The 14,119-nt window shown below is 42.3% G+C and carries 12 protein-coding genes; 11 read left to right on the top strand and 1 reads right to left on the bottom strand.

Going from position 1 to position 14,119, the window contains the following annotated elements; translation table 11 throughout:
- Window positions 1–166: 166 nt before the first annotated feature.
- The 10 genes from CDH51_RS17795 (at window position 167) to trhA (ending at window position 11,751) form a co-directional block, all read left to right on the top strand.
- Entirely contained in the window at window positions 167–385 is a 219-nt protein-coding gene (locus CDH51_RS17795; protein ID WP_100629902.1) for a hypothetical protein, read from the top strand.
- The gene (locus tag CDH51_RS17790) at window positions 375–704 is read left to right on the top strand and encodes a type II toxin-antitoxin system RelE/ParE family toxin (RefSeq protein ID WP_100629901.1); all 330 of its coding nucleotides are present in this window, start codon (window positions 375–377) and stop codon (window positions 702–704) included. Before CDH51_RS17795 ends, CDH51_RS17790 begins: the two co-directional genes overlap by 11 nt.
- 165 nt (window positions 705–869) lie before the next feature.
- The gene (gene cysS, locus CDH51_RS17785) at window positions 870–2,363 is read left to right on the top strand and encodes a cysteine--tRNA ligase (RefSeq protein WP_100629900.1); all 1,494 of its coding nucleotides are present in this window, start codon (window positions 870–872) and stop codon (window positions 2,361–2,363) included.
- Window positions 2,353–3,330 carry a M28 family peptidase gene (locus tag CDH51_RS17780; RefSeq protein ID WP_100629899.1) on the top strand — a complete coding sequence of 326 codons (978 nt, stop codon included), beginning with the start codon at window positions 2,353–2,355 and terminating at the stop codon, window positions 3,328–3,330. The genes cysS and CDH51_RS17780 overlap by 11 nt, the downstream gene beginning before the upstream one ends.
- A gap of 265 nt (window positions 3,331–3,595) precedes the next feature.
- Window positions 3,596–4,621, top strand: a complete 1,026-nt coding sequence (locus tag CDH51_RS17775) for a LacI family DNA-binding transcriptional regulator (RefSeq protein WP_100629898.1) — start codon at window positions 3,596–3,598, stop codon at window positions 4,619–4,621.
- 1 nt (window position 4,622) lies between these two features.
- The gene (locus tag CDH51_RS17770; protein WP_232724853.1) at window positions 4,623–5,780 is read left to right on the top strand and encodes a galactokinase; all 1,158 of its coding nucleotides are present in this window, start codon (window positions 4,623–4,625) and stop codon (window positions 5,778–5,780) included.
- 214 nt (window positions 5,781–5,994) lie between these two features.
- Window positions 5,995–9,441: a ThuA domain-containing protein gene (locus CDH51_RS17765; RefSeq protein ID WP_100629896.1), complete on the top strand. Its 3,447-nt coding sequence runs from the start codon at window positions 5,995–5,997 to the stop codon at window positions 9,439–9,441.
- Between the two features lie 120 nt (window positions 9,442–9,561).
- Window positions 9,562–10,161 carry a DUF2911 domain-containing protein gene (locus CDH51_RS17760; RefSeq protein ID WP_026947388.1) on the top strand — a complete coding sequence of 200 codons (600 nt, stop codon included), beginning with the start codon at window positions 9,562–9,564 and terminating at the stop codon, window positions 10,159–10,161.
- A gap of 94 nt (window positions 10,162–10,255) precedes the next feature.
- Window positions 10,256–11,095: a sulfurtransferase gene (locus CDH51_RS17755; protein ID WP_100629895.1), complete on the top strand. Its 840-nt coding sequence runs from the start codon at window positions 10,256–10,258 to the stop codon at window positions 11,093–11,095.
- On the top strand, window positions 11,092–11,751 hold the full coding sequence (gene trhA, locus CDH51_RS17750) for a PAQR family membrane homeostasis protein TrhA (RefSeq protein WP_198514344.1): 660 nt from the start codon (window positions 11,092–11,094) through the stop codon (window positions 11,749–11,751). The genes CDH51_RS17755 and trhA overlap by 4 nt, the downstream gene beginning before the upstream one ends.
- A gap of 98 nt (window positions 11,752–11,849) precedes the next feature.
- Here the strand turns inward: trhA and CDH51_RS17745 are convergent, their stop codons facing one another.
- Window positions 11,850–12,881: a proline iminopeptidase-family hydrolase gene (locus CDH51_RS17745; RefSeq protein ID WP_100629893.1), complete on the bottom strand. Its 1,032-nt coding sequence runs from the start codon at window positions 12,879–12,881 to the stop codon at window positions 11,850–11,852.
- 266 nt (window positions 12,882–13,147) lie between these two features.
- On the opposite strand from CDH51_RS17745, the gene CDH51_RS17740 reads away from it, so the two are divergent.
- Window positions 13,148–14,077, top strand: coding sequence for a DMT family transporter (locus CDH51_RS17740; protein WP_100630125.1), 930 nt, complete (start codon window positions 13,148–13,150; stop codon window positions 14,075–14,077).
- Window positions 14,078–14,119 lie beyond the last annotated feature (42 nt).

The following is a 14,119-nucleotide window of genomic DNA, read 5'->3' as shown; positions in this document are numbered from 1 at the left end:
TAAAAAAATCAGTCGTAATTTTTAAAAGATTTAGAATTTGGTATTTATTGACAACTGATTCAACGGGGATCGGAGGTTTTTTATAATTCTCTGAATCTAGAAAAGCACAAATTAAGTATTCAAAATTCCCCGATTTTATTTTTAAATTGGAAAAAATAGAGAATTCATGGAAGCTATAAGGATAAAGGCATACACTAAAACTAGAAAGCAAATTAAATCCATTGAGGATTTTCTTACCAAAGAAGGAATTGAATTTGAAGTCATTGACAAAGAAGAGGTTCTTGAATTTTTTAATGAATTAGAATCTAGTTTAGGTCAAGTAAAGAAAATACAAGAGGGTAAACTTAAAAAAGAAAAAGCTAACGATTTTTTGAATGAATTATGAGGTAATCCTTACGCCAAACTTTAAAAAATACTTCAAACGGTTATTCAAAAAATACCCGTCCTTGAAAGAAGATTTATTGGAGTTAGTCAAAGAATTGGAAATAGACTATAGGATAGGAATACCATTAGGATCAAATCTTTTTAAGATTCGGATTTCAATAAAAAGTAAAAATAAAGGGAAATCAGGAGGTGCTAGAATAATCTATTTTTTCGTAGACAAAGATCAAGAAGTCTACCTAATCCACATTTTTGATAAAAGTGAATTTGACAACCTCCCAAAAGAAAAGCTTCTTGAACTATTGAAGAAATCAGGGCTATAAAGAAATATATTTTTAAAACCCTTTATTAAAACATGCTAAGATTCTGTTGGTAATTTCCCTTCTAACTTCAATCTCCCCCATTTTTCAGCTATTTTGCGCTTTCATTGAAACCAGACTACCTACTCATCGTGTTTCATCATTCGTAATTCGTACTTTTGAAGACTTATGAAGTCGCATCAACTCAAACTTTACAATACCCTTAGCAGGGAAAAAGAAGAATTTCAAGCCATCAACCCACCATTTGTAGGCATGTATGTCTGCGGTCCAACCGTCTACGGAGATGCCCATTTGGGACATGCCCGGCCTGCAGTCACCTTTGATACGGTCAATCGCTATTTGACTCATTTAGGTTATCGTGTGCGCTACGTTCGCAATATTACCGACGTAGGTCACTTGACGGGTGATGCTGATGAAGGCGAGGATAAAATCGCTAAAAAAGCCAAACTGGAGCAGCTCGAGCCCATGGAGGTAGCTCAGCAGTATACGGACACCTACCATCGGGATATGGCTGCCTTGAATACCTGGAAGCCGAGCATTGAGCCTCGGGCAACCGGACATATTCCCGAGCAAATAGCCTTAGTAGAAGCCATTCTTAAAGAAGGTTTGGCATACGAGGTCAATGGATCGGTCTATTTTGATGTGCTCAAATACAACCAATCCTATAAATACGGGAAGCTTTCTGGCCGTGTCTTAGAGGAACTGATGAGTGGAAGCCGGGACTTGGACGGTCAGGGGGAAAAGCGGAATGCCGTAGATTTTGCACTTTGGAAAAATGCAGCACCCGAGCACTTGATGAAATGGGAGTCACCTTGGGGAATCGGTTTTCCAGGCTGGCACCTGGAATGTACCGCGATGAGCTCCAAATATCTGGGCAATCAGTTTGATATTCACGGTGGGGGGATGGACCTGATGTTTCCGCATCATGAGTGCGAAATCGCTCAGGGAAATGCCTGCAATCATCAGGACCCTGCCCGCTACTGGATGCACAATAATATGATTACCATCAACGGGCAGAAGATGGGGAAATCCTTGGGTAATTTCATCACGCTGCAAGAGCTTTTCAGCGGAAGTCATGACTTGCTCGAGCAAGCTTACAGCCCAATGACTATTCGCTATTTCATGCTGACAGCGCATTATCGATCCACTTTGGACTTTTCCAATGAGGCACTAAAAGCAGCTCAAAAAGGCTACAAAAAGCTGATCAATGGACTTCGAATTGCCAGAATACTTGAATTCCAGCCAGAAAGCGGAGTGGAATTGGACGAAAAGCAAATCCAGCAGATCGAATCCAGTATTGCAAATGCCTACAGAGCCATGGATGATGACTTCAACACAGCTCAAGCCATCGGTCATTTATTCAACCTACTGAAAAAGATTAATTCCATCTTCACGGGTCAGTTGAAAGCAGCAGCTCTAGGAGAAGCAGTTTTCCAAAAACTCAAGGACACTTTCATGACATTCGTTGTGGACATTCTCGGTCTTATGGAAGAAAAAAGTGAAGTACAGGAACCTATGCTTGATCTTCTTTTGAAGCTCTATGGAGAGGCTAAAACAGCAAGAGATTACCAAAAAGTAGATGAAATTCGTGCTGGATTAAAATCGATGGGATTTGTAGTCAAAGATATGAAAGACAAGATAGACTGGGCATATGAAGAATAGATTCTGGATTTTGCTTTTATTGGCCTTTGTCTGGGCTTGTTCATCTGAAAAAACTACCGAAACCCAAGTTCCCGAGGTGGTAGTCAAGCCCTACCCTACCTTTAGTGCTGATTCGGCTTATGCCTTTATTGAAAAGCAGGTGAGTTTTGGACCCCGAGTACCTGGTACCACAGGACATGTCAATACCAAAGCTTGGATCATCGATCGACTTGAGTCTTGGAATTGGTCAGTTCAGACGCAGGACTTTCAGGCAAAAACCTATGATGGACTTACTTGGGACCTCAGCAATATTATTGCATCCTATAATCCTCAGGCTACCAAACGAATTCTTCTCGCAGCTCATTGGGATACGCGGAGAATTGCCGATAAAGACACCGAGCGGATCGATGAACCTATCGATGGCGCAAACGACGGAGGTTCGGGTGTGGGTATTTTGATGGAAATAGCCCGAGTAATTGGTTCCGGTGACCTCAAACCGGATGTTGGCATAGACATCATCCTATTTGACGGAGAGGATGATGGAGAGCCAGAAACAGCTCGTGTAAGAGACAATTCGCAGGTTTGGTGGTGTTTGGGTTCCCAGCATTGGTCACAAAATAAGCATACTCCAAACTACTCAGCTTACTACGGTATTTTGGTGGATTTGGTAGGTGCAAAAGGAGCTCGATTCTACCGAGAAGGCTACTCCAGAAGATATGCTTCCGGCATTCTCAAAAAAGTATGGGATCATGCTTCTAAATTGGGACACTCGGCATTTTTCATCAATCAAGACTCTCCGGAAATCTTGGATGATCACCTTTTTGTCAATCAATATGCACAGATTCCTATGATCGACATTATTGAGTTTTCTCCGCAGTATGGGTTTGGGCACTATCATCACACCCATCAGGATAACCTAGACTTGATCGATAAAAAACCACTCCAAGCCGTGGGTGAGACGGTTTTATTCACTGTTTTCCAAGAATAGTAGTTTTCTGCTAAATCTTTGCAATATTGCTAATGCAAAAGGATTTGAATTGCCGAAATTCAAACATTCCACAAGGGAATTGAGTATTCTAATTAATTTGCTGAAAAAATCGATTTCCTAAAATCATTTGAATAGGAAATCGAGCCTGCCTGAAGCAGACAGGCAAGACGCAAGCGACACACAGAGGGATGATTATAATTGCGAGATTCTCCCGAAACAAGTTCGGGACAGGCTATGAGACTGCTTAAAGACAAATTATAAACAAATGAAAAAAGGGCATCAGGTCACGATGAAAGAAATCGCCAAGAAATTGGGGGTGTCTGTATCTACTGTTTCAAGGGCACTGAAGGACTCCCCTGAGCTGCATGAAGAGACCAAGCGGAAAATCGTGGAAATGGCTAAGGAGATGAATTACCAGCCCAATTTATTGGCGCAAAGTCTTCGAATCAGCCGTACAAAAACCCTGGGAGTCATCGTACCAGAGATTACTTCTCATTTTTTTGCATCCTGTATTAGCGGTATTCAAGACCACGCCAATTCAAGAGGGTATAATGTGATGATTTGTCAATCCAATGAATCCATTGATCAGGAAATTGCCAACATCAAAACCTTGGTAGCCTCACAGGTGGACGCCTTATTGATTTCACTTAGCCGCGAAACCAACCATTACGAGCATCTTTTTGAGCTTTATAACCGTGAAATCCCATTTGTACTATTTGATAGAGTGCAAGAGGATATCCCTGTTTCAAAAGTAACATTCAATGATGCCGGAGGAGCTTATCAAGTAAGCAACCATTTGCTAGAGACAGGTTGTCGCTCCATTGTGTATGTTTCAGGTCCTGAGGATCTATACATCTCCAAAAAACGAAAAGAAGGATACCTCAAAGCACTTAAAGAGTACGGGATGGAAGAAAATCCTGACTTCATCAAAGTATCGGATCTGACGGAAAGCGGTAATATCCAGATCGCCAAAGAAATAGCTGAAATGAATCCCTTGCCAGACGCTGTTTTTTGCATGATAGATCCAGTAGCGGTGGACGTACTCACCTACTGGAAAAGCATTGGCTTGAAAGTTCCGGAGCAGATTGCATTGGCAGGTTTCACTAATAATCCTACCTCGGCTGTTGTGGAGCCACCCCTTACCACTGTTTCCCAACCTGGATACGAGATGGGTAAGCTCGCTGTCAGTCACCTTTTGGATCAGTTGGACGGTTTGGCCTCTGATGATCCAATTTCCATCGTTTTGGACACGACACTTGTTCCAAGAAAGTCTTCCCAAAAATCAATTTGATTTGACCTCAGAATTAAAGGCTCTCTTCCATCAATATTTCGGAGGAAATCCAATCATTGCTTTTGCCCCGGGCCGAATCAACCTCATCGGAGAGCATACCGACTATCAAGAAGGCTTTGTATTCCCAGCAGCTGTTCAATTTGGAATTTGGACAGGAGTTCAGAAAAATGAACTTCCATTTTGTCGCTTGTACTCCATGGATTTTGGAGAGGAGTTCACTTTTGACTGGAAAAGCTTTTCACCTAAAATAGGGCATTGGAGCACTTATGTGATGGGGTTTTTAGCTCAGGTGAAACAAGCAGGTTATCCCTTTGAAGGTTTTGATATGGTGATTGGGGGAAATATACCCCTAGGAGCAGGTCTATCTTCTTCCGCAGCTTTATCCGTCTCAATTGGAACTGCCCTTTCTCAACTTTTCGGGTTAAAGCTCAGTCCACTTTCCATTTCAAAATACGCTCAAAACTCAGAACATCAATTTGCAGGGGTCAATTGCGGGATTATGGATCCTTACGCTTCGGCCTTTGGAAAAAAAGACCGTGCCCTCCTATTGGACTGCAGAAGCAATCAGCATCAGGAAATCCCAATTGATCTCGGTGAATACTCCCTACTTCTGGTCAATAGCAATGTGAAGCACGCTCTTGCAGACTCGGCTTACAATCAGCGGAGAGCTGCTTGTGAAGAAAGCGTTCAATTACTCCAAGCGCATTTCCCTGATATTCAAACTTTGAGGGACTTGAAAAATGAAAATCTAAATGAGGTCGAGAAACTGCTCCCCTTTTCTCTATTCATAAAGGCCAAACATGTGATCACCGAATGCGAAAGAGTACAGTCAGCAGCCCAACACCTAAGCTCAGGTGATTTGAAAGCATTTGGAAAGCTAATGAATGAGTCTCATCGAAGCCTTAGCAGAGACTATGAGGTTTCCTGTCCAGAACTGGATTTCTTGGCAGAAAAAGCTTGGGAATCTCCTGGGGTTTTAGGGGCTAGAATGATGGGAGGAGGATTTGGTGGCTGTACCATCAATTTGATTAGGAAGAGCCAAATAAAAAAATTTCAAGATAGAATAGGGAATGATTATCTGGCTAGCTTTAATCGACAAGCCACTTTTATATCGGTAGAAATCTCTTCCGGAGCCCATATCATTTTGGGACTTGATTAATCATTTCCCCTCCTTTTTCAATTTTCTACTTACCCATTTTTATCCTTGTAAAAATCGGACCTCTCCATCGGACTTGGATGAATTTTAAACTGGAAGAAAAATTATTGTATCATTTTGAAAAAATAGAGCATTCCATCACCGAAATCCACCGAATTTCAGTTATTTAGCTCTTCAATTTTCAAAATTGTCTATTTTGACAAAAAATTACGATTACATGAATTTTAACAAAAACCTAAGAAACCTATTGACCCTATTCACCCTAATAGTGGTCGGCGGAATTCTCTTTAGCTCTTGCTCCAGAAAGCGAGAGGGTGCGCCAAAAGTACTGGTCTTCCACAAGACTGCCGGATTCTATCATGAGTCTATCCCTGACGGGGTCGCAGCTATTCAAAAACTGGGAGCTGAGAACGGATTTGAGGTAGATGCTACCGATAATGCAGAAGACATCAATGAAGAGAACCTTGAAAAATACGCTGCGGTCATCTGGCTGAGTACTACCGGCGATGTATTGAATCATTATCAGGAAGCTGATTTTGAGCGATACATTCAGTCCGGAGGTGGCTATGTGGGTATCCACGCAGCAGCAGACACCGAGTATGAGTGGGGTTGGTACAATAAATTGGTGGGAGGCTATTTTGCTGACCATCCGGGTATCAATGATCCACATCCTAATGTTCAACCGGGTGTCATTACAAAAACTGCTGAAAAACATCCATCTGTGGACTTTTTGCCTGAGTCTTGGGAGCGTACAGATGAGTGGTATTCCTACAAAAAGGTCAATCCTGACACGAAAAAACTGCTAATGCTTGACGAATCATCCTATCAGGGTGGCTTGGATATGGGCGATCACCCCATCGCTTGGTATCATGAATTCGATGGCGGAAGAGCATTCTACACCGGAGGAGGACATACCAAAGAGTCTTTCCAAGAGGAAAATTTCTTGAAGCATCTCCTTGCCGGCATTCAATATGCCATTGGTGAAAATATGGCCCTTGATTATTCTCAGGCTTCCCAAAAGCGTACTCCTGAGGAAAACCGCTTTTCTAAAACCATGCTTGCTGTTGGTGAATTTACCGAACCAACTGAATTGACGGTTTTACCTAATCTGGATATTTTGATTTCTCAGCGAAGAGGGGAAATCTTATTCTGGAATGAGGCAGAGCAAAGCCTTCAGGAAGTCGCCAAATTGGATGTTTATTGGCAAAGTGGCGTACGTGGAGTCAATGCTGAAGAGGGATTGATGGGTATCCAAAAAGATCCAAATTATGCCTCTAATAACTTCGTATTTGTATACTACTCTCCTGCTGGAGACGAAGAAATCAATAGGCTTTCACGCTTCGTATTCAAAGATGGCGTTTGGGATATGGATTCCGAAACAGTCATTTTGGACGTGCCATCAGATCGATATATCTGTTGTCATACAGGTGGTTCCATTGCCTTTGATAAGGATGGAAACCTTTTCCTTTCATTGGGAGATAATTCTACACCATTTAATCAAAATGATTCTCGCTACACGCTAAACGGTTATGCTCCTTTGGATGCTAGAGATGGCAGAAAGCAATGGGATGCCAGAAGAAGTTCAGGAAATGCCAATGACCTTAGAGGTAAGATTCTTCGAATCAAAGTAGCCGAAGATGGAAGCTATACCATTCCTGAAGGAAACCTTTACGCTCCTGGAACAGAAGGAACTAGACCTGAAATCTATGTACAGGGAAACAGAAACCCTTATCGAATTTCAGTCGATCAGAAAAATGGATTCCTATATTGGGGTGAAGTAGGTCCGGATGCACGTGCTGACTCCATGGGAATCAAAGGTCCTAAAGGCTATGATGAAGTCAACCAAGCTAGAAAAGCAGGTAATTTTGGATGGCCATACTTTGTCGGAAATAATTACGCCTACAGTGAATTCAATTACGAATCAGGGCAAAGCGGTGCAGCTTTCGATGCTGCCAAGCCTGTAAATAACTCTCCTCACAATACAGGAATTACTGAATTGCCTGCTGCCCAACCAGCCTTTATTTGGTATCCATATGACAAATCCCCTGATTTCCCTCAAGTAGGTACGGGAGGAAGAAATGCCATGGCTGGCCCAGTTTTTTACTCGGATTTATACCCGGCCGATACAAGATTCCCGGATTACTTTGATGGAAAACTCTTCATCTATGATTGGATTCGAGGCTGGGTGAAAGTTGTCACCATGGAAGAAAACGGTGACTTCTCCAAAATGGAGCCATTCATGCCAGGAACCAAATTCAACTCCCTAATCGATATGGAAATGGGTCCTGATGGAAAAATGTACATTTTGGAATATGGTACGGGATGGTTCAGTAAAAATGCAGACTCCGGACTTGCTAGAATTGATTTCAATGGAGGAAACCGAGCTCCAATTGTCACAGAGGTCAGCTCTGATAAGAATTCTGGAGTTTTACCGCTTACAGTTACTTTCTCTGCGAAAGCAACTGATCCAGAGGGTGACCCAATCTCCTACACTTGGAATTTGGGCAATGGAAAAACAGAAACTACGACAGAGCCTAATCTGACGACTACCTTTGATCAAATTGGTGAGTATGAAGTAACAGTAAGTGCTTCGGATCCTTCCGGTTTGGCAGGTGAAAGTCCAAAGGCAATTGTATATGCTGGTAACAGCGCTCCTGAAGTAAGCATTACTGTTCAAGGGAATCAATCATTCTATTTCCCAGGCAAGCGAGTTGCATACCAAGTCAGTGTGACGGATGAAGATCATGCTACCGATGATATGAGCCAGCTGTATGTTGCTGCGGATTACATAGAAGGATTTGATCAGGCTGAAGCAGATATGGGTCACAAGGTGATGAGTGAAGCAATGACAGGAAAAGCCCTTGTGCAATCACTCACTTGTAAGACTTGTCATAAAGAAAATGAAAAGTCTATTGGTCCTGCCTACACAGCAGTAGCTGCTAAATATAGAACCCGAGATCGTGGTTACTTGATGGATAAGATTAAAAACGGAGGCGGAGGCGTCTGGGGTGAAACCGTAATGCCTGCTAATCCAGATCTAAAAGAATCAGATTTGAACGCCCTGCTTGCATACATCTTCTCACTCAAAGGAGAACAAAAGCCAAGCTTACCTGCAACTGGAACACTTGATCCAACCATGGGTAAGGCACCTTCTCCAATGGGTGCATTGATGATCAATGCCTCATATACAGATGCCGGAGGCACCGATGTTAAGCCAATGACAGGAAGTAATTCCTTATACTTGATCTCAAATTCTGTGGATCCTGGTCTCGCAAGCGACCTTAATGGCTATGCAGCGATGGCCTTTGGAGGAAGAAACCTGTTGACTGTACCATCTGAGGCGGGTCATTTTGCACTTCCTGCACTAGATATGAATGGCATCGGATCAGTTACCTTCACTGTGGCTTCCCAAGAACCGATTACCACACCTGTGGACTTTGAGATCCGGCACGGAAGTCCTACTGGAGAACTCATCGGATCAGGAACTTACACTCAAGGACCAGTGGTGAAAGACCCGAATATGCCAGTCATGTATGGACAGGCTACAATTCCAATGAATAAAAACTCAGGTGCTGAAAAACAACCTATCTATATTTTGAGTAAGCCTCAAAATTCAGATCTAGGAACCTTCATCATTGCGGGTATTACATTCAACCCAAATTGATTTAATTGATCAGCAAAGAAGCCGGGCCGCGAGGTCCGGCTTCTTTTTTTATCTCAATTCGAACTTCTCGATTACATTTGGGTTTATTTCAAAATCAAAAAACCCATAATCCCAAATAAAATGAAACACATCAAACTCTTTACTCTTACAGCTTTTTTGGCTTTTGCATTCGCCTTTTCCGCTCTAGCCCAATTACAAACTCCAGCCTTGAGCCCTGCAGCGACCGTATCTCAGGTAGTTGGGTTTACTAAAATCAGTATTGATTACTCCTCACCTGCTGTGCGTGGAAGACAGATTTTTGGAGAAATTGAAAAATATGGTGTGACCTGGAGAGCAGGAGCTAATCTTCAGACTACCATCGAATTTAGCACTGATGTTTCAATTGCCGGTAAAAACGTTCGAGCTGGAAAGTACTCCATCTTTATGACCCCTGCCGAGACTGGAGATTGGACTGTACATATCAACAGCAAGGGTGTGTGGATCTACAATTACATGAAAGACGGAAAAATCGATGAGGAAGCTTTGGCTAAGGATGACCTGGTCTCTTTCAAAGCTACCACCGAAAGAGGTGGAAATACCGAGCGTTTGGTCTACACAATCTCTGCCAATGACAACAAAACTGCTTTGGTTTCTATGGCTTGGGAAGCAATCAAAATTACCTTCCCTGTAGATACGCAAGTAGACCAGAAAATGGAGCAGTTCCAGAATCAAATCAAATAATGAGTTTTAATTCCGATCAAAATCCCATCTAAAAAGATGGGATTTTTTATTTTCATTAAGGGTATTTTTAGCTTTACAAAAAAAGAAAAAGTCCATGTCTCCTATCCTTTCCCCTTCCGAGCTAGCATCCCTTTTCACCAATCCAAACTTCGTATTGGTTGATGCTAGAAATAGCGCCAACCCAAAGAAAGTTTTTGAAGAAGGCCATTTGAAAGGAGCACACTTTGTAGATCCCAATTTGGAATTAGCGGATATCAAAGAAAACCTGGCTGAAGGAGGTCGTCATCCGCTTCCAGAGGTGAAGGAGTTTTGTAAGGTTTTGGGAAAATTGGGAATTGATCCGGATTCCCATGTAGTAGTTTATGATGATCAAAATGGAGCAAATTCAGCAGCTAGATTTTGGTGGATGCTAAGAGCTCTAGGGCATAACAAGATTCAAGTTCTGGAAGGGGGAATTCAAGCAGCAATTGCTGAAAACTTCCCTGTGGAAAAAGGAAAATCTTCCAATAATCCAGTCGATTCCTATCCAGCATCTGAATGGACCCTTCCAATTGCCTCTTTGGATGAGGTAGCTCAAAAAGCTGGAAATCCAGACTTCACAGTGATCGACGTTCGTTCAGCAGAAAGATATCGAGGAGAGCACGAGCCCATCGATTTGATAGCAGGTCATATTCCTGGTGCTATTAATATTCCTTTGACAGAAAATATGGATGAAAAGGGGCGTTTTCTTTCCAAAGACGCTTTGCACCAGAAATATTCGCCATTGCTTGAAAATAATGATCAAGTCATTGTACACTGTGGATCGGGAGTATCAGCTTGCCATACTCTCCTTGCCATGGATTATGCAGGTTTGGAAATTCCTTCGCTATATGTAGGCTCCTGGAGTGAATGGAGCCGAAACAATATGCCTATTGGAAAAACCAGCCAACCGTGACCAATAAAAACACTACCCCCCGTGTCAAACGTCAACAAAGTCCATCAGAGGAATTGGCGAATACCTTTTCTCATGGGCTTGGCTTGCTTTTAGGCCTAGTTGGAATTCCTTTCTTGGTCAAAAAATCACTAGAGACTCAGGATATCAAGTTCACCATAGGAGCAATAGCTTTTAGCCTAGGAATTCTAATGGTCTATGCCTTTTCTACAGCTTATCATGCTGCAAAGAACCCTATTAAAAAGAGTAGGCTTCAAATACTCGATCATGTATCGATTTACTTTTTGATCGCAGGTTCCTACACCCCCATGGTTTTGGCTATTTTGACCACTGACAAAGCGATCATTTTCCTTTCCATCATTTGGGGGACGGTATTGGTAGGCACCTTCTTCAAAATATTTTTCACCGGAAGGTTCAAGACCTTATCAGTCATTCTTTACCTGACTATGGGATGGTTAGCGGTCTTTTTTTTCAATGATCTACTGGAAAAACTTTCAATGGAAACGCTTTTCTGGATCGGAGCAGGAGGCTTAAGTTATACGATTGGGGTATTTTTCTATGTAAAAAGTGATCGACTGTTTTTTCATGCGATTTGGCATGTATTTGTTTTGGGAGGGACAGTCAGTCACTTCATCGCCGTCTGGAATATTTTGAATTAAAAAGAGACTGTCTCAAAAGACTTCCCTCATCTAAATCCGATAAGATCAGGATTGTAATGACGGAACATCACACTTTTAAGACAGCCTCCCCTTGGATCTTAAAATTCACCCGAATTCACATCCTTGATAAACTTGATCACGCCCGGAAAAAAGTGCTCCGGATCATCATATTGACTTAAATGACTACCATTCGGGCAAAGTAAAAATCTCCCATTTGCCACCTCTTTGGACATCCATTCCATGTGATTAGGATCCATGGTGTCGTGGGTTCCTCCTACTACCAAGGTGGGCACCGTGATCTCTTTCAACTGATCCCGAACATCCCAGCCTTCTAGACTCGCCCCTGGAGTGATTCCGAATTCGCTGTGGCCTTGCATGTAGACATATACATTTGGGTTGACCTGCTCTAAGGTCTGATTAACATCTGCCGGCCATTCATCCAAGGGCATGCGTAGGACATGCTCCGGATAGTGATGCTCCATCAAGAGTTCCATGTAGCGGGGATTTTCGAAGTCCCCATTTTTCTCAATTTCCATCAATTCAGCAAAAACCTCATCCGGCATTTGTGGCCCCAAGACCTCTTTGGCATATTTTTCATACTCATCCAGACTCGACATCATATTGCAAATAATGAGACCCTTGAGTTTATCCTGATGACGAAAAGCATACTCCATGGATAGCATTCCACCCCAGGATTGACCCAAGAGATAAAAATTATCTTTATCAAGCCCCAAAGCCTGACGAACCTGCTCTACTTCATCGACAAATCGCTCAATAGTCCATAGCGAAGAATCATCAGGCTGATCTGAATGCGCTGAACCCAACTGATCGTACCAGATAAACTCAATGCCTTCCTGAGGAAAATATTGGTCAAAATTACCGTACTGCAAATGGGACATCCCAGGTCCGCCATGAAGTAAAAGCACCTTCATGTCTGGATTATCCCCTACTCGCTTCGTGAATACATTATACTCTCCCAAAGGTGTACTGATCGGAATCATTTTTACTCCATCCTCACTCATTGTTATTTCAGCAGTGTTTTCCTGCTCAGAATCTTCACTAGCCGTTTCTGACTTGCAGGAAAGGAAAAGGAAGCTGATTAAAGCAAATGCTATCCAGTAGTTTTTCATTGTTAAATGTGATTTAATTGATCTTGGAAGGTTTTTTATCTGAGCCTAAATTACTTGGTTATATTTCAAATGTAAAATCGCTCTTGACGAGTGAAATTTGAGTTTCCATGTTGAATTTAGCTTAAGAATTCGGTTTATCAATAAGCCTATTCGTATTCCTGATCGACTTAATTTAGTCTCGATTCTCTTTCTTTTTATTTATGAATTTTAAGACCCTGGAATCAAAAATCGAAAACCCTCAATATATTCGCCTGAATTTAACTTATATGACACAGGCAACTGCTTATCAGAAAATCCCCGGCATCCTGATGGCACTTTCTTCGGCCATATTTTGGGGTATTTCCGGCACCTGTGCGCAGTTTCTTTTTGAGGAGAAAAACCTGGATCCTGCTTGGCTGGTTACTTGGCGATTGATCATCGGAGGGAGCATTTTGATTTTGTTTTCACTGTCCCAAGAGCGGAAGGCTGCATTTTCAGTTTGGAAAAAACCCATCCATATTCTTCAAATTTTGCTCTTCGGGATTGTAGGCATGGTGGCCGTTCAGTTTACCTACTTCTACAGCATCTCCCTTTCCAATTCCGCCACCGCTACCATTCTTCAATACATTGGGCCTGTATTCGTGGTAGCTTTTTATGCTGTAAAAAATAGAACATGGCCCATCACCACAGAGTACCTAGCTTTAATTCTAGCGCTTTCAGGGATTTTCTTATTGGTTACTCACGGATCCTTTGATTTGCTCGTCATATCAAAAGATGCCCTCCTTTGGGGTATTTTGTCAGCCTTAGCCTTGGCTTTTTACACCATCCAACCCGTGGGGCTCCTTAGGCTATTTTCGCCAGCAGCCATCACAGGCTGGGGAATGCTGATTGGAGGGTTTACTTTTTCGATTTTCACCCAACCTTGGAGTCTTTCCGGACTTTGGGATGGAGAAACCTTACTCGCCTTTGCCTACATCATTTTATTCGGAACCGTACTTTCATTCTACTTCTTCTTAAGATCAGTTTCCATTATCGGAGCAACTACAGCCAGTCTACTTTGCAGCGTAGAACCCCTATCTGCAGCTTTGACGGCAGTATTTTGCCTTAAAGTGAGCTTTTTAGGAATCGATTGGATAGGAACCATCCTTATTCTCATAACTGTCGCTCTCTTGACTTGGAACAAAAAAGACAAGAAAGCTAGGCCAGTTGAAATATAGGCCTCTCGATGAAAGACAGATTAGATTCGGAATCTAAATACA

Origin of the sequence: Algoriphagus formosus, from assembly GCF_002807035.1 — a bacterium.
Taxonomy (GTDB): domain Bacteria; phylum Bacteroidota; class Bacteroidia; order Cytophagales; family Cyclobacteriaceae; genus Algoriphagus; species Algoriphagus formosus.
Note: the sequence above shows the minus strand (reverse complement) of the source record. Positions and strands in the feature narration are given on the sequence as shown.

Excerpts from the sequence above, each read along its gene's own strand:
- CDH51_RS17795 (WP_100629902.1), top strand. The coding sequence starts at position 167 with ATGGAAGCTATAAGGATAAAGGCATACACTAAAACTAGAAAGCAAATT.
- CDH51_RS17790 (WP_100629901.1), top strand. The coding sequence starts at position 375 with ATGAATTATGAGGTAATCCTTACGCCAAACTTTAAAAAATACTTCAAA.
- cysS (WP_100629900.1), top strand. The coding sequence starts at position 870 with ATGAAGTCGCATCAACTCAAACTTTACAATACCCTTAGCAGGGAAAAA.
- CDH51_RS17780 (WP_100629899.1), top strand. The coding sequence starts at position 2,353 with ATGAAGAATAGATTCTGGATTTTGCTTTTATTGGCCTTTGTCTGGGCT.
- CDH51_RS17775 (WP_100629898.1), top strand. The coding sequence starts at position 3,596 with ATGAAAAAAGGGCATCAGGTCACGATGAAAGAAATCGCCAAGAAATTG.
- CDH51_RS17765 (WP_100629896.1), top strand. The coding sequence starts at position 5,995 with ATGAATTTTAACAAAAACCTAAGAAACCTATTGACCCTATTCACCCTA.
- CDH51_RS17760 (WP_026947388.1), top strand. The coding sequence starts at position 9,562 with ATGAAACACATCAAACTCTTTACTCTTACAGCTTTTTTGGCTTTTGCA.
- CDH51_RS17755 (WP_100629895.1), top strand. The coding sequence starts at position 10,256 with ATGTCTCCTATCCTTTCCCCTTCCGAGCTAGCATCCCTTTTCACCAAT.
- CDH51_RS17745 (WP_100629893.1), bottom strand. The coding sequence starts at position 12,881 with ATGAAAAACTACTGGATAGCATTTGCTTTAATCAGCTTCCTTTTCCTT.
- CDH51_RS17740 (WP_100630125.1), top strand. The coding sequence starts at position 13,148 with ATGACACAGGCAACTGCTTATCAGAAAATCCCCGGCATCCTGATGGCA.